The sequence below is a fragment of the Nonomuraea sp. B5E05 genome (assembly GCF_039880665.1).
Classification (GTDB): Bacteria; Actinomycetota; Actinomycetes; order Streptosporangiales; family Streptosporangiaceae; genus Nonomuraea.
The window spans coordinates 24,479-42,966 of record NZ_JBDPMJ010000005.1 but is presented as its reverse complement, the minus strand read 5'-3'; the positions used below and the strand labels follow the sequence as shown (position 1 = coordinate 42,966).

General features: G+C 69.4%; 20 protein-coding genes. 9 read left to right on the top strand and 11 right to left on the bottom strand.

Annotated features, from left to right (window positions below; all coding sequences use genetic code 11):
• Window positions 1-10: 10 nt before the first annotated feature.
• A complete protein-coding gene (locus ABGB01_RS11220) occupies window positions 11-1,423 on the bottom strand; it encodes an alkaline phosphatase PhoX (protein WP_347772989.1) in 1,413 nt (470 codons plus the stop codon).
• 161 nt (window positions 1,424-1,584) lie between these two features.
• Between ABGB01_RS11220 and coaA the strand changes: the two genes are divergently transcribed.
• From coaA to ABGB01_RS11190, 6 genes are all read left to right on the top strand, one after another.
• Window positions 1,585-2,487: a type I pantothenate kinase gene (gene coaA, locus ABGB01_RS11215; RefSeq protein ID WP_347617701.1), complete on the top strand. Its 903-nt coding sequence runs from the start codon at window positions 1,585-1,587 to the stop codon at window positions 2,485-2,487.
• A 169-nt stretch (window positions 2,488-2,656) separates the two neighbouring features.
• Window positions 2,657-3,583: a DUF389 domain-containing protein gene (locus tag ABGB01_RS11210; RefSeq protein ID WP_347772987.1), complete on the top strand. Its 927-nt coding sequence runs from the start codon at window positions 2,657-2,659 to the stop codon at window positions 3,581-3,583.
• Window positions 3,584-3,622: 39 nt separating this feature from the next.
• Window positions 3,623-4,531 (top strand): ABC transporter ATP-binding protein, encoded by a 909-nt coding sequence (locus ABGB01_RS11205; protein WP_347772985.1) that lies wholly within the window; start codon window positions 3,623-3,625, stop codon window positions 4,529-4,531.
• Window positions 4,524-5,381, top strand: coding sequence for an ABC transporter permease (locus ABGB01_RS11200; RefSeq protein WP_347772983.1), 858 nt, complete (start codon window positions 4,524-4,526; stop codon window positions 5,379-5,381). The genes ABGB01_RS11205 and ABGB01_RS11200 overlap by 8 nt, the downstream gene beginning before the upstream one ends.
• On the top strand, window positions 5,378-6,292 hold the full coding sequence (locus ABGB01_RS11195; RefSeq protein ID WP_347772981.1) for an ABC transporter ATP-binding protein: 915 nt from the start codon (window positions 5,378-5,380) through the stop codon (window positions 6,290-6,292). The genes ABGB01_RS11200 and ABGB01_RS11195 overlap by 4 nt, the downstream gene beginning before the upstream one ends.
• Window positions 6,292-7,008 carry an ABC transporter permease subunit gene (locus ABGB01_RS11190; RefSeq protein WP_347772979.1) on the top strand — a complete coding sequence of 239 codons (717 nt, stop codon included), beginning with the start codon at window positions 6,292-6,294 and terminating at the stop codon, window positions 7,006-7,008. The genes ABGB01_RS11195 and ABGB01_RS11190 overlap by 1 nt, the downstream gene beginning before the upstream one ends.
• Before the next feature lie 165 nt (window positions 7,009-7,173).
• Here ABGB01_RS11190 and glmM read toward each other — a convergent pair whose 3' ends face one another.
• The 3 genes from glmM to rplM form a co-directional block, all read right to left on the bottom strand.
• Complete coding sequence (glmM, locus tag ABGB01_RS11185) at window positions 7,174-8,532, bottom strand: phosphoglucosamine mutase (protein WP_347772977.1); 1,359 nt, start codon at window positions 8,530-8,532, stop codon at window positions 7,174-7,176.
• Window position 8,533: 1 nt separating this feature from the next.
• A complete protein-coding gene (rpsI, locus tag ABGB01_RS11180) occupies window positions 8,534-9,058 on the bottom strand; it encodes a 30S ribosomal protein S9 (RefSeq protein WP_347616774.1) in 525 nt (174 codons plus the stop codon).
• Between the two features lie 74 nt (window positions 9,059-9,132).
• Window positions 9,133-9,576, bottom strand: a complete 444-nt coding sequence (rplM, locus tag ABGB01_RS11175) for a 50S ribosomal protein L13 (protein ID WP_347616775.1) — start codon at window positions 9,574-9,576, stop codon at window positions 9,133-9,135.
• Between the two features lie 386 nt (window positions 9,577-9,962).
• Here rplM and ABGB01_RS11170 point away from each other — a divergent pair, with 386 nt between their 5' ends.
• From ABGB01_RS11170 to ABGB01_RS11160, 3 genes are all read left to right on the top strand, one after another.
• A complete protein-coding gene (locus ABGB01_RS11170; protein ID WP_347772974.1) occupies window positions 9,963-10,646 on the top strand; it encodes a CAP domain-containing protein in 684 nt (227 codons plus the stop codon).
• A gap of 24 nt (window positions 10,647-10,670) precedes the next feature.
• The gene (locus tag ABGB01_RS11165) at window positions 10,671-11,576 is read left to right on the top strand and encodes a hypothetical protein (protein WP_347772972.1); all 906 of its coding nucleotides are present in this window, start codon (window positions 10,671-10,673) and stop codon (window positions 11,574-11,576) included.
• A gap of 101 nt (window positions 11,577-11,677) precedes the next feature.
• Window positions 11,678-13,882, top strand: coding sequence for a hypothetical protein (locus ABGB01_RS11160; protein ID WP_347772970.1), 2,205 nt, complete (start codon window positions 11,678-11,680; stop codon window positions 13,880-13,882).
• On the opposite strand, the gene truA is transcribed toward ABGB01_RS11160, so the two are convergent.
• The 7 genes from truA to rpmJ form a co-directional block, all read right to left on the bottom strand.
• A complete protein-coding gene (truA, locus tag ABGB01_RS11155; RefSeq protein WP_347772968.1) occupies window positions 13,847-14,731 on the bottom strand; it encodes a tRNA pseudouridine(38-40) synthase TruA in 885 nt (294 codons plus the stop codon). The genes ABGB01_RS11160 and truA overlap by 36 nt on opposite strands.
• A gap of 75 nt (window positions 14,732-14,806) precedes the next feature.
• Window positions 14,807-15,331 carry a 50S ribosomal protein L17 gene (gene rplQ, locus ABGB01_RS11150; RefSeq protein WP_347772966.1) on the bottom strand — a complete coding sequence of 175 codons (525 nt, stop codon included), beginning with the start codon at window positions 15,329-15,331 and terminating at the stop codon, window positions 14,807-14,809.
• 180 nt (window positions 15,332-15,511) lie between these two features.
• Window positions 15,512-16,528 (bottom strand): DNA-directed RNA polymerase subunit alpha, encoded by a 1,017-nt coding sequence (locus ABGB01_RS11145; protein WP_132337053.1) that lies wholly within the window; start codon window positions 16,526-16,528, stop codon window positions 15,512-15,514.
• Between the two features lie 133 nt (window positions 16,529-16,661).
• Window positions 16,662-17,288, bottom strand: a complete 627-nt coding sequence (rpsD, locus tag ABGB01_RS11140; RefSeq protein ID WP_347772964.1) for a 30S ribosomal protein S4 — start codon at window positions 17,286-17,288, stop codon at window positions 16,662-16,664.
• 21 nt (window positions 17,289-17,309) lie between these two features.
• A complete protein-coding gene (gene rpsK, locus ABGB01_RS11135) occupies window positions 17,310-17,714 on the bottom strand; it encodes a 30S ribosomal protein S11 (RefSeq protein WP_132337049.1) in 405 nt (134 codons plus the stop codon).
• Window positions 17,715-17,759: 45 nt separating this feature from the next.
• Complete coding sequence (gene rpsM, locus ABGB01_RS11130) at window positions 17,760-18,140, bottom strand: 30S ribosomal protein S13 (RefSeq protein WP_132617274.1); 381 nt, start codon at window positions 18,138-18,140, stop codon at window positions 17,760-17,762.
• 221 nt (window positions 18,141-18,361) lie between these two features.
• A complete protein-coding gene (rpmJ, locus tag ABGB01_RS11125; protein ID WP_003956441.1) occupies window positions 18,362-18,475 on the bottom strand; it encodes a 50S ribosomal protein L36 in 114 nt (37 codons plus the stop codon).
• Window positions 18,476-18,488: the final 13 nt, after the last annotated feature.

The following is an 18,488-nucleotide window of genomic DNA, read 5'->3' as shown; positions in this document are numbered from 1 at the left end:
CGCACCAAGCCTAGAACAGCCCTTTCTCCCAGGGCCCCCAGATGGCGATCGACATGCCGTGTTCGGCCTGGATGTTGACGTAGAGCGTGTGGCCGCCGGGCCCGAACGTGGAGCCGGCGAACTCGGCTCCCCCGTCGCCGGGGATCGGCTCCAGGCGGCAGAAGTCGAAGATCCTCCCCGCCCTGCTGAGCCCGCGCAGGTAGTTGGCGCCATCGCCGTCCTCGCACAGCACCAGCGTGCCGCGGCGGCTGACCGTCACATTGTCGGGCAGGTCGAGCACCTCCGAGCGCGGCGACTCGTAGGCGAGCCTGAGCCGGCCGCTCCACGTCTCGTACGCCCACACCTGTCCCCGTCCCTTGCCGAACCCGTCGGGCGGCGTGTCACCGGACGCGGTGGCCCCGCCCTGCGTCGAGACGAAGTAGACCGTCCCCTGGTGGTAGACCGCGCCCTCCAGCCGGGAGAAGATCGCCGCGCCGGCCGCCCTGCCCTGCCGGCCCACCGCCTGGACGGCCTCGTCGTTGGACGGCGTGCCCGTGAAGCGGGGGTCGGGGTCGTCGATGTCCACCCACGTGGTGGCGTACGAGGCACCCGGCTCCTGGCCCCCGGACAGGTCCTTGCGCCTGGTGCCCTTGACGGCGAGCATCTGCAGCCTGCCGCCGTCGAGCAGCCGCCCCGCCACGGCGGGATGTTTGGGCGGGAGGTAGCGGTAGAAGCCGGACGGGAAACCGAAGTTGTCCTCGGTGAGGTAGATCGCGCCCGTGGACGGGTCGAAGGCGGCCGACTCGTGCGGGAAACGCCCCGCGGACCTGATCGGCCGGGCGGCGGCGGGGCGGTCGAGCGGCACCTCGAAGATGTAGCCGTGCGGGCGGGTGAGCTTGGAGTTGTCGCCGCCGGAGAAGTCGTCGCCCACGTCGGGGCCGTTGACCGTCTCCTCGCACGTCACCCAGGCCCCCCACGACATGGGGCCGCCCGAGCAGTTCATCATGGTGCCGCTGAGCGAGGGGCCGCTCCTGATCACCTCTCCGTAGCGGGTGACCTGCAGCGTCGAGGTGCCTCCCCCGGCCATGGGGTCGTACGCCCTGCCCTTGTCGCCGAACGCGCCGACAGGCCCGTTGACCTCATGGTTGCGGACCAGGACGGCGCTGCCCTTGGGGCCGGTGAAGGCCGCCATGCCGTCGTGCCTGCCGGGCACGGCCGAGCCGTCGCCGAACCGGTCGCCGGCGAGGCTGAACGAGCGGTACTTGAACCCGTCGGGCAGGTGCAGGCGCACCTTGCCGTCACGAAGATCTCGTACGGGACGCAGCGGCCCGTACGCGCGGACCGGCTTCGCCCCTCCCTGAGCGCCCGCGCAGGCGACCCCGGCGAAGGGGCCCGCGACGCCGGCTGCGGCGACCACGCTGGTGATGAAACGACGACGGTCCACGGAAGCCTCCCGCCAGCAACAGTAGCTCCCGACAAACCTTCGCATACCGGAATCGGCGGCAATCTCCGGCCGTCGTCCACAACCTGTGGACAGCCGGCCCGTGCCCCGCCAAGATCCGCTGTTTCCTCCATCGCTACGCTGCCTAGGTGAACAACGGCTACGTGGAACTGAGCAGGGAGCAGTGGAGCGAGCTCCGCAAGAACACGCCCTTGACTCTCACCGCAGACGAGCTGGAAGAGCTGCGCGGCGTCGACGACCCCATCGACCTCACCGAAGTCACCGACATCTACCTCCCCCTGACCCGGCTGCTGAACCTGCACTTCACCGGGTCCAAACAGCGCAGCAGCGTGCTGAGCGCCTTCCTCGGGCGTGACGAGCAGCGGGTGCCGTACATCCTGGGCATCGCGGGCAGCGTCGCGGTCGGCAAGTCGACGACGGCGCGGCTGCTGCACACCCTCCTCGCCCGCTGGCCCGAGCACATGCACGTGGAGCTGGTCACCACCGACAGCTTCCTCTACCCGAACGCGGTGCTGGAGTCGAAGGGCATCATGCATCGCAAGGGTTTCCCCGAGAGTTATGACCGGCGGGCGCTGGTCAGGTTCGTGGCGGAGGTCAAGGCCGGGGCGGCGGCGACGCGGGCGCCGGTCTACAGCCACCTGGAGTACGACATAGTCCCCGGCGCACACCAGACCGTGAAAAGTCCGGATATCTTGATCATCGAGGGCCTCAACGTCCTCCAGCCCGCCCCGCCCACCTCCCTCGCCGTCAACGACTACTTCGACTTCTCCATCTATGTCGACGCCAAGGTCGAGGACATCCGCACCTGGTACGTCGAACGGTTCCACAAGCTTCGCCGGACCGCCTTCGAGGACCCGAAGTCGTACTTCCGGCACATCGCGGAGCTGTCGTACGACGAGGCCACGAACTTCGCGGTCAACGTCTGGCGCGACATCAACGAACGCAACCTCGTCGAGAACATCGCCCCCACCAGAGGCCGCGCCGACCTCGTGCTCAAGAAGGGCGCCGATCACTCGGTGCAGCGCGTACGGCTCCGCCAGACCTGAACGCCTCCTCGTACACGTAACGTGCGAACCTGCCCCCGCACTCCTGGTCGTCGATGCCGGCGAACCAGCACTCCTCACCGTGGTCGTGGCAGTTGAAGCGGCACATGCGAGAAACCCTCGCGCACATCTGTCAAAACCACGTCAACGTCCGATCGACGACAATGGCCGGATGCTCCATCTACGGCTGATCTGCCCGCCCTCACGCGCTGATGAGGTGACGGCGGTGTTGGAGGACTGCCCTGGCGTCACCAACATCGTCGTCCTCTCCGGGGCGGCCCGCCTGCCGAGCGGCGACGTGATCCTCTGCGACGCCGCCAGGGAGTCGGCCAACGAAGTGCTGGGCCGGCTCAAGTGGCTGGAGAAGGAGGGCTCGATCGCCATCGAGCACGTCGACCTGTCGTTGTCCAGGACGGCGGAGGAGGCGATCGAGGAGGCGCCGGGCGAGCCCGACGACGCGGTCATCTGGGAGGAGTTCGCGCACCGGGTGCAGGGCGAGTCCGGCATCACGTGGGCGTTCCTGGTCTTCCTCGCCATCGCCACGCAGTTGGCGGGCATCGGCGTGCTGCAGGACTCCGTCATCCTCATCATCGGCGGGATGGTGCTCAGCCCTGAGTTCGGCCCGATCGCGGCCGTCTGCTTCGGCCTGCTGCGCCGCAGGTGGCGGCTGGTCGTCCACGCGCTCCGTACGCTGGCCACGGGGTTCGCGGCGGCGATCGCGGTCACCTTCGCCTGCGCACTCGTCTCCCACTGGCTCGGCTGGATCGGCCCCGGCGACCTCGCCACCGGCGAGGAGGTCAGGTTCATCGTCACGCCGGACCGGTGGTCGTTCATCGTGGCGCTGCTCGCGGGCGTGGCCGGAGTGCTGTCGATCACGGCGGGCAAGTCGACGGCCCTGATCGGCGTGTTCATCTCGGTCACCACCGTGCCCGCCGCCGGCTACCTGGCCGTCGCACTCGCGCTCGGCCAGTGGGCGCAGGTCGCGGGCTCGGTGTCGCAGCTGTCGGTGAACGTCGCCGGCATGATCCTGGCGGGCACCACGACCCTGATGGTCCAGCGGAAATTCTGGCCTCAAGTAGGACGCCGTTCATCCGTGTGAACGAGGCCACGGCGCTGCTCGCCCGGTAGTGTCCGGCACATGCACATCCTCGCCACCGAGGGGCTGACCAAGCGCTTTCCCACCGTCACGGCGGTCGATCAGCTTTCCGTCACCGTGGGGCCCGGTGTCACCGGCCTGGTCGGGGCGAACGGCGCGGGCAAGTCGACACTGATCAAGATCCTGCTCGGTCTGCTGCCTCCGTCCGGCGGCACCGCGCGGGTGCTCGATCTGGACGTGACCGCGCGGGGCGCGGAGATCCGCAGGCTCGTCGGCTACATGCCCGAGCACGAGTGTCTCCCGCCCGACGTCTCCGCCACCGAATTAGTCGTCCACCTCGCCCAGATGTCCGGGCTGCCGCGCACGGCGGCCCGCGAGCGCGCCGCCGACGTCCTGCGCCACGTCGGCCTGGCGGAAGAGCGCTACCGTCCCGTCGGCGGCTACTCGACCGGCATGAAGCAGCGGGTCAAGCTGGCCCAGGCCCTGGTCCACGACCCGAAACTGATCTTCCTCGACGAGCCCACCAACGGGCTCGACCCGCGCGGCCGCGACGAGATGCTGACGCTGGTCCGGCGCATCGGCACCGAGTTCGGCATCAGCGTGCTCGTCACCTCCCACCTGCTGGGCGAGCTGGAACGCATCTGCGACCACGTGATCGTCATCGACGCGGGGCGGCTGCTGCGCTCCTCGACGATCGGCGAGTTCACCCAGGCGACGCAGACCGTCACGGTCGAGGTCGACGAGGGCCTTGACGCGCTGACCGCCCGCCTGACCGGCGACGGCCAGACCGTCTCGCCGCAAGGCCGCATGCTGGTGGTCAAGGTGCTCGGGCCCGAGACGTACGACGCCATCCGCGACGCCGCCGTCGACCTGGACCTCTGCCTCATCCGCCTGGAACAGGGACGTCACAGCATCGAGGACGTCTTCCGGGAGGAGAGCACAAGTGTCTGAAATTTACGACATCGGCTATCGGCACTACGACGGCCCCCGGCTCGGCCGCGGCTACTCCACCAGGGCCCTGACCCTGCACAGCCTGCGCGGCATCTTCGGCCTCGGCCGCCCGGCCCGCAGCAAGATCATGCCGTTCTCCCTGGCCACCATCATGCTGGTGCCGGCGATCGTCAACATCGCGCTGATGGCCCTGCTCAGGAGGAGCGAGATCCCCTACAGCGGCTACGCGGTCATCATGCAGGCCGTGGTGGCGATCTTCCTGGCCTCGCAGGCCCCCACCGTCGTCGCCCCCGACCTGCGCTACCGCGTGCTGCCGCTCTACCTGTCGCGCCCCGTGGCGATCAACGAGTACGTCGGGGCCAAGGTGGCCGCGATGACCGCGTCGGTGTTCCTGCTGATCGCCGTGCCGCTCACGCTGATGTACGTGAGCGAACTGGTGATCGACCTCCCCGGCCCGCCGGCCACCGGCGAGTACGCCGGCTCCATGACCATGGCGCTCGTGCTGGCGCTGCTCCTGTCGGCCTTCGGCCTCGCACTGGCCTCGTTCACGCCCCGGCGCGGGCTCGGCGTGGCCTCGGTGATCACCGTCTACCTGCTGTCGTTCGCGGCGGTCCCGGTGATCTACGGCACGCTGGCCTCCACCGGCAACGAGTCGCAGGCCGCCTGGGCGTGGCTGATCAACCCGTTCTGGCTGGTCGACTCCGTGCAGTCGTGGGTGTTCGGCACGCCGCCCCACTCCATCGAGGGCGACTACCCGAACGGCCCCGCCTCGGCGGCGATCCTCGTCGTGCTGATCTGCGCCGGGCTGGCCGCCCTCGCGCTGCGCTACAGGAAGGCGGCCGCGCGATGAAGATCGAGCTCTCGCAGGTCTCCCGCTGGTACGGCAACGTGGTGGCGGTCAACGACGTGACGATGACGATCGGCCCCGGCGTCACCGGCCTGCTCGGGCCCAACGGCGCGGGCAAGTCGACGCTCCTGCACATGATGGCCGGCTTCCTGGCCCCGTCGGGCGGCTCGGTCACGCTGGACGGGACCAAGGTCTGGAAGAACCACCGCATTTACCGAAATATCGGCCTAGTCCCGGAACGTGAGGGCGTGTATGGCTTCCTGACCGGCTGGCAGTTCGTGCTCTCCGCCGCCAGGCTCCACGGCCTGCCCGACCCCACGGAAGCCGCCCGCAAAGCCCTGGCCACGGTCGACATGGAGGAGCCGAAGGACCGCCGCGTCGAGACGTACTCGAAAGGCATGCGCCAGCGCGTCAAGGTCGCCGCGGCGCTCGTCCACGACCCGCCGGTGCTGCTGCTCGACGAACCGTTCAACGGCATGGACCCCCGCCAGCGCCTCCAGCTGATGGACCTCATCCGCTCCATGGGCGCAGGGGGCAAGACGATCCTGTTCAGCTCCCACATCCTGGAGGAGGTCGAACGGGTCGCCCAGCACATCGAGGTCCTGGTGGCGGGCCGCCACGCGGCGTCGGGCAACTTCCGCGAGATCCGCCGCCTGATGACCGACCGGCCACACCTGTTCATGATCCGTTCGAGCGACGACAGGAAGCTCGCAGCCGCGCTCATCCGCGACCCCTCGGCCGGCGGCATCACCCTCCGCCCCGACGGCCTGGAGGTACAGGCCATCGAGTTCCGCCGTTTCGCCCGGCTCCTCCCCCGGGTCGCCAAGGAGGAAGGCGTGCACCTGCACCAGATCTCCCCCGCGGACGAGGACCTGGAAAGCGTCTTCTCCTACCTCATCACCAGGAGCACCTGATGAACACCGTGGTCGCGGGTATCACGTACCGCGCCCTGCTGGGCCGCCGGCGCATCATCCTGCTGCTGGTGCTGCCGCTGGGTCTCATCGGCCTGGCGGTGCTGCTGCGCCTGTTCGGCGAGACCGGCCAGCGCTCGGCCATGCTGCTGATGGACAACTTCGCGATCAACACGATGCTGCCCCTCCTGGGCCTGATCGCGGGCACGGGCGTCATCGCGCCGGAGATCGACGACGGCACGATCATCCACCTGCTGTCCAAGCCGATCTCCCGCCCCGTCATCATCCGGACGAAGTTCCTGGTGGCGGCGTCGCTGCTGGCCGTGTTCGGGGCGATCCCGACGTACGTGTCGGCCTGGCTCCTCGTCAGCAACGAGGACGGCATCGCCTCGGGGTTCGCCCTGGGGGCGCTGCTGGCCGGCATCGCCTACGCCGCCGTCTTCCTCCTGCTGGGCGTCCTGACACGGCACGCGGTGGCGATCGGCATCATCTACGCCCTGGTGTGGGAGACCCTGGTGGGCGGGTTCCTGCCGGGTGCCCGCAAGTTCTCGATCCAGCAGTGGGGCAAGTCGATCGCCGACCAAATCTCCGACTCGGCGTTCCTCAAGGCCGACGTGACGCTCGGCTTCGCCGTGCCGGCGCTGATCATCGTCACGGTCGCCGCCGTCTTCTGGGCGGGCCGCAGGCTGCGGGCCTTCTCGCTCACCGGCGACGAGTAGACACCTTTGATCTGCTCCCGCGGCTGCCGTTTGAGCCCCGTGACCACAGTGATCGGGGCCGGCAACCATATCGCGCGGTTGCCTGACGGGCGGGACGCGCAGCTCAGGTCCCGCTCATGAGCGTCGGGTACGGCACCGCGTGCCGTACCCGACATGAGGAACTCTTCAGATGCAGGCCTTGCGCACCACGTCGGCGAGGCGGCCGGCCACCAGGGTGGCGTGCTCCTCCGACGCGGCCTCGACCATGACCCGGATCATCGGCTCGGTGCCACTCGGCCTGATCAGCACCCGCCCCGTCTCCCCCAGCTCGGCCTCCGCCTGCTGGACGGCGGCGACGAGCTCGGGCACGGAGGCCTTGCCCTTGTCGACGTCCTTGATGTTGATCAGGATCTGCGGCAGTGGCGTCATCACCGAGGCCAGCTCCTTCAGCGGCACGCCCGTCTTGGCCACCACGCCCAGCAGGTGGAGCGAGGTGAGCAGGCCGTCGCCGGTGGTGGCGTGGTCGAGCATGATGACGTGCCCCGACTGCTCGCCGCCGAGGTTGTAACCGTTGTGCTTCATGCGCTCCAGCACGTAGCGGTCACCCACCGCGGTCTCGACCACGGTGATGCCCGCGTCGCGCATCGCCAGCTTGAAACCGAGGTTGGACATCACGGTCGCGACCACGGTGTCCTTCGCCAGCAGTCCCTCGCCGTGCATGGCGGCGGCGAGCACGGCCATGATGCGGTCGCCGTCGATGATCGAGCCGGTGTGGTCGACGGCCAGGCAGCGGTCGGCGTCGCCGTCGTAGGCCACGCCCAGGTCGGCCCCGCGCGAGACGACCACCTGCTGGAGCTTGTCCAGGTGGGTCGAGCCGTGGCCGGCGTTGATGTTGAGCCCGTCGGGCCTGGAGCCGATGGCCTCGACCCTGGCCCCCGCGCGTACGAGCGCCTCGGGCGCCACCATGTGGGCGGCGCCGTGCGCGCAGTCGACCACGATGTGGAGGCTGTCGAGTGAGGCGCTCATCGTGGTCAGCACGTGGGAGATGTAGCGGTCGGCCTCACCGTACGCGTCGCGCACGCGGCCCACGGCCGAACCGACGGGAAAGCTCCACTCCTCGCCCAGTCGCCGCTCGATCTCGTCCTCGACCGCGTCGGACAGCTTGAAGCCGCCGCGGGCCAGGAACTTGATGCCGTTGTCGGGCGCCGGGTTGTGCGACGCCGACAGCATGACGCCGAGGTCGGCGCCGAGCGCGGCCGTGAGGTGGGCGACGGCCGGGGTGGGCAGCACGCCGAGGCGCAGCACGTCCACTCCAGACGCCGCGAGGCCGGCGACCACCGCGGCCTCGAGAAATTCTCCCGAGGCGCGTGGGTCCCGGCCTACGACCGCTACCGGCCTGCTCTTACGGCTGGGCCCGGTAGCGGAGAACGCGCCCGCATCGCCGAGGACATGAGCCGCCGCGACCGAAAGGTCCATGGCGAGCTCCGCCGTGAGGTCGCGACCCGCGACCCCGCGAACCCCGTCGGTGCCGAAAAGGCGCGCCAACTTAGCGCTTGCTGTACTGCGGAGCCTTGCGGGCCTTCTTGAGGCCGTACTTCTTCCGCTCCGTGGCGCGGGCGTCACGGGTGAGGAAGCCGGCCTTCTTCAGCGGCGGGCGGTTGACGTCGACGTCCAGGATCGCCAGGGCGCGGGACAGGCCCATGCGCAGCGCGCCGGCCTGACCGGTGACGCCGCCGCCGTCGATGCGCGCGATGACGTCGAACGCCTCCTCGGCGCCGAGCACCACGAACGGCTCGTTGACGATCTGCTGGTGAACCTTGTTCGGGAAGTAGACGTCCAGCGAACGACCGTTGATCGTCCACTTGCCGGTGCCGGGGACGATGCGCACGCGGGCGATCGCCTCCTTGCGGCGGCCGGTGCCGTACGAGTTGCCCGTGGTGACGGGCTTGCGCACGGGAGCGTCAGCGCTGGCGGTTGATTCTGTGGTGTATTCGGACGGGAACTCCTCGCTGGAGAAGTCCTCCACCTCGGCCGTCTCGACGGCCGTCTCGACACCGGTGGGCTCAGCCACGGTTCTCCTCTTACTTTCGAAACTCGGCGCTACCCCTTGCGGGGCATGCGACGGGGTCTCCCCCGCGGGTCTACTTACTGGGCGATCTGGCTGATCTCGAACGGCACCGGCTGCTGGGCCTGGTGCGGGTGCTCGGAGCCCGCGTAGACCTTCAGCTTCTTCGCCATCTTCCGGCCCAGGGAGTTTTTCGGCAGCATGCCCTTGACAGCCTTCTCGACGGCCTTCTCCGGCCGCTTCTCCATGAGCTCGCCATAGGTGACGGAACGCAGACCGCCCGGGTAACCCGAGTGACGGTACGCCTTCTTCTGCTCGAGCTTGTTGCCGCTCAGCGCGATCTTGTCCGCGTTGATGACGATGACGAAGTCACCGGTGTCGACGTGGTTGGCGAAGATCGGCTTGTGCTTGCCGCGGAGCAGGGTCGCGACGTGGCTGGCCAGCCGGCCCAGCACGACATCGGTCGCGTCGATGACGTACCACTGACGCTGGACGTCGGCGGGCTTCGGTGAGTACGTGCGCACGGTCGTAGCCTTCTTTATGCTCGCGTCTTCGGCGCTGTCGGATGCGACAGCAACATTGGTCGGTCGGTGCGGGCACACGACGGCCCGGACCTTCCGTCTCCGCAACACGGGAGATGACGCCGGACGCGCCGCGCATTGGTCACGCTGGACCTATGCACACAACGAACGATTAGGCTACCCGCCCGGAGGCGCGCTGGTCAAAAGACCGGTAACCTCGCACGAGTCTACCCGACCGCAGAACGGTTCGATTTCGTTTCCCTGGGACCTCTTCTTTCCCAGGACCAGACATCCCTATCGTTGATGGCGGTATGTGGCAGAACTCTCACACCCGGCCAACCCAGCGGGGCGCTCGGCGCCGGAATCACCTGGGTGTGCTGACCTGCCTGATGGCGGTTCTGTTCACGGGCGTGCTGATCGGCCGGCTGACCGACGACGCCGAGCCCGCCCGCCACGTCTACCTCGAAGAGACCGTCCCGCCCGCGGCCGCCACCGCCCACGCGACGCCCAAGGCTTCGAAGAAGGCCCGGCCGCACGCCGAGCGGATTCCCAGGGAGATCACGACCAGACCCACACCGCGCGGCAGGACGACCCCCAAGGTCACCAAGAAGCCCGACGGGCAGATCCCCGGGTTCACCAGCGACGGCGACGGCTCCGCCGAGCTCCGCACCGACGGCGAGGGCGTGCGCGTCATGGCGGGCATGGCGTCCAGGGTCGTCACGCTCACCAACGCCGCCAGGGCCAGGCATGGGTGCGGGGCGCTCAGGGTCGACCGCGGGCTCACCCGCTCCGCCCGTACGCACTCGCTGGAGATGGCCCGCACCGGGCGGCTCGTGCACAACTCCCCCGACGGCGGGTCCCCGTGGGACCGGATGGAGCGCGCGGGATACCACTGGGGCGCCGCCGAGAACATCGGCGCCGGCTACACCACGCCTGACGAGGCCGTACGCGGCTGGCTGGACAGCCGCGACCACCGCAGGAACATCCTCGACTGCCGGCTGAAGGCCATCGGCGTCGGCGTCGCCGACGGCCCCAACGGTCCGTGGTGGACCCAGGACTTCGGAACCCGATGACGAACATCACGGTAATGTCGCCCCATGGTTTCCAACGGCAACGGGGAACGTGAGAGCGGCGCGGGCGGCGCCCCCTACGGGATGGGAGATGCGCCCGAGGAGCCGGGCAGCGCCTTCCGCCGCCCGCGCCGCAAGGAACGCGCCGCCGGCGAACCCCAGGAGCAGGCGCCGAAGAGCCCGCAGAGCAAGGTCGGGTGGAGTCCGTACGACGAGGGCTCGCGCTCGCGCGCCCCGTTGTGGTTCGCGATCAGCGGTGTGGCCGTGCTCGGCCTGCTCGGCGGTGGCCTGGTGCTCATGTGGAACGCCGACGACCCCGTCGCCACCGAAACCGCCAGGCCCCGCATGACCACCGCGCCCCTGCCGTCCGCGCCTCCCGGCGAGTACGGCTTCGCCGCCAGCCGTTCCACGGACCCCGACCCGATCTCGGTGAAGGAGATCTTCGGCAGTGACAAGAAGATCACCGTGTCGAAGCGTTCGTACGAGCGGACGATCACCAAGAAGGACAAGAAGTGCTCCGACGGCGCCCTGGGCGACGATCTCAAGAAGGCGCTCAAGTCCGGCAAGTGCACCCAGCTCGTCCGCGCCAGCTTCCGCGACAAGGCGGGCAAGGTGATCGGCACGATCGGCGTGGCCAACCTCACCAGCACCAAGGCCGCGAGCAAGGTGGCCAAGGTCGGCGACACGGAAAACTACGTCAAACCGCTGGCGGGTAAGGACAGTGTCACCAAGTTCATCGGCTCGGGCAGTGGCGGCACCAGGATCCTGACGCACGGACACTACGCGATCATGGTGTGGTTCCAGAACAAGGACGGCACAAAGCCCGACAATAAGGGCAGCAAGCAGCTCTTCGCCGCCGTAAACGACATCACCAAGGCCACGGTGTTCGAGGCGCTGGACAACCGGTCGGTCACCGGAAGCCCGCGAATCTGAAACCCGGCTTCGCGCGCATAATGCCTCAAACAGGATGCCGGATCCTTTCGGGAACGCTCATACCGACGTAACGATCTCGTCTCTCTCGCTAGGCTCGCCCTATGCGTGGCCAGGAACCCGGGTCTGAGCACGATCGCAGGGAAGCCGACAACTCGGCCGCACCAGCGACGCCACCGCCGAGCTTCGGCCAGACCGACGGGCGAGACGTTCCACCGGCGTTCACCCCCTCCGGCACCCCATCCGGCACCCCATCCGACACCGCCACCGGCATCCCGTACGGCGGCGCCCCCTACGGCACCCCATCGACCGGAGCCGCTTCCGGCGAAGGGGCGGCGACCAGGGCGCGCCCCGCCATTCCCGTCTTCCAGGGCCCGCCACCCGACCTGCCGTCGCCTGACGACCGGCCGGGTGCGCAGCCGTGGGAGGTGTCGGGCGACGACACCGCGCCCTACGACTGGTTCGCCGACCACACCGGCGTCGACCCCGCCGACCAGGGGTGGGCCGACCATCCGCACGCCCACCAGGCGTTCCCCGGCCGCCCTTCGGCCGCGCGTGAGCTCCTCAGCGGCCCGCGGACCGGTCGCGAGCAGGCCGATCCCGCGCGCCCCGGCCACACCACGGCCCGCCGGTCCCCGGCCGAGCGCATGCAGTCCACACACGAACAGGACGCACAGGTACGCGATCCGCAGGCGCAGGTCCCTCCGGAGTGGGACGCGCCGGAGGGGAGCGGCCGCTGGCCCGCCAAGCCGGTGGTGCCCAGCGCGCCGTCGTGGGAGCCGCCACCCGCGTTCACCGCCGCCGCGGCCGGCATGCCCGTGTGGCCCGCGCCCACCGGCGACCCGCACGCCATGCCGCCATGGCCGGCCGCCACCGGCGAGCTCGTGGCCGACCCCGACCCCGACGAGCCCGGCTCCTTCGACCCGAACGCCACTGATCCGGAGGGCTTCACCCGCCCGGCCGACGCGACCCACCCGGAAACCGATCAGGCCGAAGACCCCCGGCCCGGCACCGACCAGCCAGAAGCACCCCGAGCCACCACCCCCGGCCCTGTCGAAGCCGGAGCCGCCGCACCGGCCGCCGAGCCGGAATCCACCCCGTCCGGCATGGCCCAGCCCGCAACCACCTCACCCGGCGTCCCCGGGGAGGCGGATGTCACAGAGAAGCCCCGGCCCGGCGACGCGTCCGGCGAGCCTCCCCTTTCGGCCCCCGTCACCGCCGAACGCGAAGACACCCGGCCCTTCGCCCACAACGACATCTCCCGCCCAGTCGGGCAGGAAGTCACGAAGTCCAAGAAGCCGGCCCACTACTTCGACCCGAAGGCCGCCAGGCGTGACGCCGCGCGTCAGGGGAAGGCATCCGAGCCCGGCGACCCGCCGGCGCGCGCGCCCGAGCCGGGCGACGTACCCGTCTGGCCGCCCCTCCCCTCAGAGGAGGACAAACTTCCCGATCTCCCCTTCTCCCGGGACACCTGGGGCCAGAAGCCACCGGTCTCGCTCGACTCGCCCACACCACCGGCGGGCAACCCCGCCTTCCCGGCTGGAGCGTTCAAACAACCCCCGTTCCAGGCCCCGCCCCCACCTCCCGCCTCACCGGGCAGGAGCAGGCGTGCCCTGCTCGTCACGCTCGGCGCGCTGGCCCTGGCGGGTGTGGCCACCGGCGGGTTCTTCGCCTGGCAGGCCGTGAGCGACCCCGCGCCGACGACCGCCGCCGCGCGGCCGAGCGCGTCCGTCCAGCCGAGTTCGGAGCCGGCCGCCTCCCCACCCGCCGAGGGCACGTCCACGCTCAACTCCGAGCGGACCGACCCGCAGAAGTTGTCGCTGTCGGAGGCGTTCCCCGACAAGAAGGTGAGCGCGGCCGGCACGACGTTCACACGGGTCAAGGCCGGCATCGAGACGGCCTGCGACAAGGCGGCCATGGGTGCTTTCGCCGACGCCCTCAAGGAGCAGAAGTGCAGCCGCGTGCTCAGGGCCACCTATGTCGACAAAAAACGGCGCTACGCCGTGACCACGGGCATCGCCGTGCTGCCTGACAAGACCGCGGCCGAGGCCGTCGACCAGGCGAAGAACCTGTCGCGCAACGTCTGGTTCCGCCCGCTTCCCGGCGGTGAGGGCTCGGGCGGCGAGCGGGTGCACATCGCGGGCGGCTACGCGGCGGGCCTGCTGTGGGGCCGCTACATCGTCTTCAGCTACGCCACCCACGCCGACGGCCACACCCCGTCGTCCAACGAGAAGACGCTGCCCAAGGTGAGCGGGGCGTTCCGCGACGAGACGTCACTCGTCCTCGAGCGCCGCGTCAACGGCGGCTGAGCCCGCCGGGGTGCGCACCCGCCGGGTGGCCGCGGCCCGCGCGGCGAGCTCCGCGTCCGGCGGGTAGCCCACCTCCTCCAGGCAGAGCCCGTGCGCGGGCGCCACGTGCACGCCCGAGTCGCGTACGGCCCTGCCGAGCACCTCGCCGGGCCACTCCACCGGCCGCCGCCCGTCACCGGCGGCCAGCAGGGAGCCGACCAGGGCCCGCACCATCGAGTGGCAGAACGCGTCGGCCACGACGGTGGCCACAAGGGTGCCGTCCTGCTCGCGGACCCAGTCGAGGCGCTGCAGTTCCCTGATCGTGGTGGCCCCTTCGCGCTTCTTGCAGAACGCGGCGAAGTCGTGCTCGCCGATCAGCCGCGCGGCGGCCGCGTTGAGCGCGCCGTCGTCCAGCGGCCGGTTGTGCCAGACGACCTCGCGGCGGCGCAGCGGATCGACACCGCCCACCGCGTCGCTCACCCGGTACGCGTACCGCCGGAAGAGGGCCGAGAACCGGGCGTCGAAGCCCTCAGAAGCCACCGAGACCCGTTGAACGCGTACATCCGGGGGCAGAACCCCGCCCAGCCGCCTCACGAGCGCAGCGAGCCGCTCATCGACGCTCAGCGGTCCCCTGTTGCCGTCCAGCTCGGCCATGGAGCCCTCCGGCACGTCGACGTGGGCCACCTGGCCGCGCGCGTGCACCCCGGCGTCGGTACGGCCGGCCACGGTCAGCTGGGCGGGCTCGCCGAGGCGCAGGATCCGGCCGAGCGCCTGCTCGATCTCGCCCTGGACCGTGCGCCGCCCCGGCTGCCGTGCCCATCCGGAGAACTCGGTCCCGTCGTACGCGAGGTCGAGGCGGAGCCGTACCACGATGATTCTCCTTCGTACGAAACGGGCCCGAACCCCCGCAGAGGGGTCCGGGCCCGTTTCAGCCGATCTGAACGATCAGGCCTCGTCCTTCTTCGCCTCGGCCTCGGCGGCCGGGGTCTCCTCGGCGGCGGCCTCGGGGGCCTCGGCCTTGGTCTCCTCAGCCTCGGTCTCCTCGGCCTTCGTCTCCTCGGCGGCGGGCGCCGGGGCGGGAGCCTCGGTGCGGCGGGTGGTGACGCCGCTCATCGGCTCGGTCACCAGCTCGATGACCGCCATCGGCGCGTTGTCGCCCTTGCGCGCGCCGACCTTGGTGATGCGGGTGTAGCCACCGGGCCGCTCGGCGAACGTCGTCGCGATCTCGGTGAAGAGGTGATGAACGACGCCCTTGTCCCTGACGACGGTCAGGACCTGGCGACGGTTGTGGATGTCGCCCTTCTTCGCCTTGGTGATCAGGCGCTCCGCCACCGGACGCAGGCGCTTGGCCTTGGTGACCGTGGTGCGGATCTTGCCGTGGCGGAACAGATCGGTGGCGAGGTTCGCCAGGATCAGCCGCTCGTGCGCCGGGCTGCCGCCAAGACGTGCACCCTTGGTGGGCTTGGGCATGTCATCTCTCCTTGTGGATTAACCCGCCCCGGCCGTATCAGGTACCGGAGTCGGGCCGGCGCCGCGGTCGCGCGGCGCCGTTACGTTCACCCGCCTGCCCCGCGCCTCGTGAGGACGCGGCCGGTCCGCGAACCGGCCGCCGTCCTCGCGGAGAACGCGCTGACGAACCGCGGGACGTTGTCAGTACTGCTCGGTCTCGACGTACGCGCTGTCGTCGTCGTCGTAGCCGCCGCCGGCCACCGCGCTCGGGTCGAACCCGGGCGGGGAGTCCTTGAGCGCCAGCGACATCTCGTGCAGCTTCTGCTTGACCTCTTCGATCGACTTGGCGCCGAAGTTCCTTATGTCGAGCAGGTCCTGCTCGCTGCGCGCGACGAGCTCGCCCACGGTGTGGATGCCCTCGCGCTTGAGGCAGTTGTAGGAACGGACCGTGAGGTTGAGCTCCTCGATGGGCAGCGCCAGGTCGGCGGCCAGGGCGGCGTCGGTCGGCGACGGGCCGATGTCGATGCCCTCGGCCTCGACGTTGAGCTCGCGGGCCAGGCCGAAGAGCTCGACGAGGGTCTTGCCGGCGGAGGCCACCGCGTCGCGGGGCTTCATCGCGGGCTTGGTCTCGACGTCGAGGATGAGGCGGTCGAAGTCGGTACGCTGCTCGACTCGGGTGGCCTCGACCTTGTAGGTGACCTTGAGCACCGGGGAGTAGATCGAGTCGATCGGAATGCGACCGATCTCCTGGCCCGGCTGCTTGTTCTGGGCGGCGGAGACGTAGCCGCGACCGCGCTCGACGGTCAGCTCCATCTCCAGCTTCGCCTTGCCGTTGAGCGTGGCGATGCGCAGCTCGGGGTTGTGCACCTCGACACCGGCCGGCGGCGCGATGTCGGCGGCGGTGACCTCACCCGGGCCCTGCTTGCGCAGGTACATCACGACCGGCTCGTCGTGCTCGGAGGAGACGACCAGTTCCTTGAGGTTGAGGATGATGTCGGTGACGTCTTCCTTGACCCCGGGAACGGTCGAGAACTCGTGCAGCACGCCCTCGATGCGAATGCTCGTCACGGCCGCGCCCGGAATGGACGACAGCAGCGTGCGGCGCACGGAGTTGCCGATGGTGTAGCCGAAACCCGGCTCCAGCGGCTCGATGACGAATCGGGACCGGGTGTCGTCGATCGACTCTTCGAGAAGAGTCGGACGCTGAGCGATCAGCATGAGTGGGATCTCCCCTTTTTCGTGTGGCGCCCGCTATATGACGCCACTCCGATGAACAGCCTAGCCCGGGTACGCGCCGCCGCGAGGTGCTCGCGACGGCAGCGATGCGTATCCGGGCCGGACAGGCGAGTGACTACTTCGAGTAGTACTCGACGATCAGCTGCTCCTGGACCTGGGTGTCGATCTGCTGGCGAACCGGCAGCTGGTGAATCAGGACGCGGAGCTTGTCGGGCACGACGCCGAGCCACGCGGGAATCGTGCGCTCGCCGGCGGTGGCGCGGGCCACCTCGTAGGGCAGCAGGTTGCGCTTGGTCTCGCGGACCTCGATGATGTCGTGCTCGCGAACGCGGTAGGACGGGATGTCGACCTTCTTGCCGTTCACCATGATGTGGCCGTGACGCACCTGCTGGCGGGCGGCGTCACGCGACTGGGCGAACCCGGCGCGGTAGACGACGTTGTCGAGGCGGCTCTCCAGGATCTGGAGCAGCACCTCACCCGACTTGCCGCTCTTGCGGGCGGCTTCCTCGTAGTAGTTGTGGAACTGCTTCTCGAGGACGCCGTAGATGCGGCGGGTCTTCTGCTTCTCGCGAAGCTGAAGCTGGTACTCGGTGTCCTTCGGACGGCCTCGGCCGTGCTCACCCGGCGGGTAAGGACGGATCTCGATGGGGCACTTGGCGGACTCGCACTTGCTGCCCTTGAGGAAGAGCTTGGTCTTCTCGCGACGGCAGAGCTTGCAGTCCGCGCCCGTGTAACGAGCCATTTCTCTATATCTCCTGGAATGTCAGACGCGGCGGCGCTTCGGCGGACGGCAACCGTTGTGCGGGACCGGCGTCACGTCCTGGATCGAGCCCACCTCGAGGCCGGTGGCCTGCAGCGAGCGGATCGCGGTCTCGCGGCCGGAGCCGGGACCCTTGACGAAGACGTCGACCTTGCGCATGCCGTGCTCCATGGCGCGGCGAGCGGCGTTTTCCGCGGCCATCTGCGCGGCGAACGGGGTGGACTTCCGGGAGCCCTTGAAACCCACGTGGCCGGCGCTGGCCCAGGAGATCACGTTGCCCAGCGGGTCAGTGATCGAGACGATCGTGTTGTTGAACGTGCTCTTGATGTGGGCGTGCCCGTGAGCGACGTTCTTCTTTTCCTTGCGGCGCACCTTCTTCGGCGCACCCTGGCGGCTCTTAGGAGGCATTGTTTGCCATAACTCCTGAGGTCTTCGGTCCCGCGGCTGCGAGGACTACTTCTTACCGGGCTTCTTCTTGCCGGCGACGGTCTTCTTCTTGCCCTTACGGGTGCGCGCGTTGGTCTGCGTGCGCTGACCGTGGACCGGCAGGCCCTTGCGGTGCCGGATGCCCTGGTAACAACCGATTTCGATCTTGCGACGGATGTCGGCCTGAACCTCGCGGCGCAGGTCACCCTCGATCTTGTAGTTCGCCTCGATGTAGTCACGCATCGGGACGAGCTCGGTGTCGGAGAGCTGGTGGACGCGGAGGTCGCCGCTGACCCCGGTGGCCTGGAGAATCTCCTGGGCGCGGGTGCGGCCGATTCCGTAAATGTAGGTGAGAGCGATCTCCAGCCGCTTGTCGCGGGGGAGGTCGACGCCAACCAGGCGAGCCATGGCGGGCATTCTCCTTCTTGTGTGGCGGAGGTCTAGCGCCTCACTGCCCCTCCCCAATGCCCGGGGTGAGGGCCCCGGCCTCCGACCGGGGGTCTCCCGAGTGGTTCGAACCTTTCGTGAAAGGCCCGCCTGCCCGGGTGTGACACGCGATTACTGACTCAGGCTTCTCATGCGTCGAGCCCGCTCCCTGACGGGGCGGACTCGGAGAAGCCTTGCGGCGACTAGCCCTGGCGCTGCTTGTGGCGCAGGTTGTCGCAGATCACCATGACGCGACCGTGCCGGCGAATCACCTTGCACTTGTCGCAGATCTTTTTGACGCTCGGCTTTACCTTCATTGTCCTTTGTGTT

Coding starts and splice junctions, on each gene's coding strand:
- ABGB01_RS11210 (WP_347772987.1), top strand. CDS start 2,657: ATGCTCCATCTACGGCTGATCTGCCCGCCCTCACGCGCTGATGAGGTG.
- ABGB01_RS11205 (WP_347772985.1), top strand. CDS start 3,623: ATGCACATCCTCGCCACCGAGGGGCTGACCAAGCGCTTTCCCACCGTC.
- ABGB01_RS11195 (WP_347772981.1), top strand. CDS start 5,378: ATGAAGATCGAGCTCTCGCAGGTCTCCCGCTGGTACGGCAACGTGGTG.
- ABGB01_RS11190 (WP_347772979.1), top strand. CDS start 6,292: ATGAACACCGTGGTCGCGGGTATCACGTACCGCGCCCTGCTGGGCCGC.
- ABGB01_RS11170 (WP_347772974.1), top strand. CDS start 9,963: ATGGCGGTTCTGTTCACGGGCGTGCTGATCGGCCGGCTGACCGACGAC.
- ABGB01_RS11165 (WP_347772972.1), top strand. CDS start 10,671: ATGGTTTCCAACGGCAACGGGGAACGTGAGAGCGGCGCGGGCGGCGCC.
- ABGB01_RS11160 (WP_347772970.1), top strand. CDS start 11,678: ATGCGTGGCCAGGAACCCGGGTCTGAGCACGATCGCAGGGAAGCCGAC.
- rplQ (WP_347772966.1), bottom strand. CDS start 15,331: ATGCCCAAGCCCACCAAGGGTGCACGTCTTGGCGGCAGCCCGGCGCAC.
- ABGB01_RS11145 (WP_132337053.1), bottom strand. CDS start 16,528: ATGCTGATCGCTCAGCGTCCGACTCTTCTCGAAGAGTCGATCGACGAC.
- rpsD (WP_347772964.1), bottom strand. CDS start 17,288: ATGGCTCGTTACACGGGCGCGGACTGCAAGCTCTGCCGTCGCGAGAAG.
- rpsK (WP_132337049.1), bottom strand. CDS start 17,714: ATGCCTCCTAAGAGCCGCCAGGGTGCGCCGAAGAAGGTGCGCCGCAAG.
- rpsM (WP_132617274.1), bottom strand. CDS start 18,140: ATGGCTCGCCTGGTTGGCGTCGACCTCCCCCGCGACAAGCGGCTGGAG.
- rpmJ (WP_003956441.1), bottom strand. CDS start 18,475: ATGAAGGTAAAGCCGAGCGTCAAAAAGATCTGCGACAAGTGCAAGGTG.